This is a genomic window from Rhizobium sp. LjRoot98, from assembly GCF_964252935.1.
GTDB lineage: Bacteria > Pseudomonadota > Alphaproteobacteria > Rhizobiales > Rhizobiaceae > Pararhizobium.
On record NZ_CAXUPW020000055.1, the window covers coordinates 1 to 728 of the forward strand.

The window sequence follows — 728 nt, forward strand, 5'->3', positions numbered from 1 at the left end:
AAGGAAGCTCTGGTCTTATCGTATCTGGTGGCGACCCTGCGAAACTGCTTGAGACGATTAAACATCCGCTCGATACGATTGCGATCCTTGTATGCTCGGTAGTCACAGGCAGGCGGGTTCTTCCGGTTCGCTTTTGGCGGAATAACGGGACGGATGCCGCGCATCAAAAGCTCTTCCCGGATAGAGTCGCCGTCATACCCCTTATCTGCCAGGAATAGCCTGGGCTTGTTGACTGGCATGGCCAAAAGAGCCGGAACGGCATTGTAGTCCGAGGTCTCGCCACCCGTCAGGATAAAGCCAAGAGGGCGTCCCTGACCGTCCGCTCTGGCATGGATTTTTGTCGTAAAGCCGCCGCGTGATCGACCAAAAGCCTCCTTATGAGTCCCCCTTTAGCGCCCGCTGCCTGCGAATGGCCGCGAACTGTGGTGCTATCGATCATGTGCTGCCAGTCGTCAGTCAGGCCAAGGCCGACCAATGTTTCCAGAAGGGCATCCCAAACGCCGTGCTCAGCCCATCGCCGGAAACGGACATAAACCGAATTCCATTTGCCGTATCGTTCGTGCATATCCCGCCAAGGGCATCCGACGCGCAGAACGTGCAGCATCCCGTTTAGAAAGCGCCGATTATCATGGGCAGGACGGGATTTTCTTCCTCGCTCCGCAGGCAAAAGCCCTTCAATAATCCGCCATTCGACATCCGAAAGATCGCCACGAGCCAAAGCAGCCTCC

The 728-nt window shown here is 56.5% G+C and carries 1 pseudogene; it reads right to left on the minus strand.

The features are described from left to right. Nucleotides 1-718: pseudogene (locus ACSQ3J_RS31320) on the minus strand (IS5 family transposase); the annotation flags it as partial. Nucleotides 719-728: the final 10 nt, after the last annotated feature.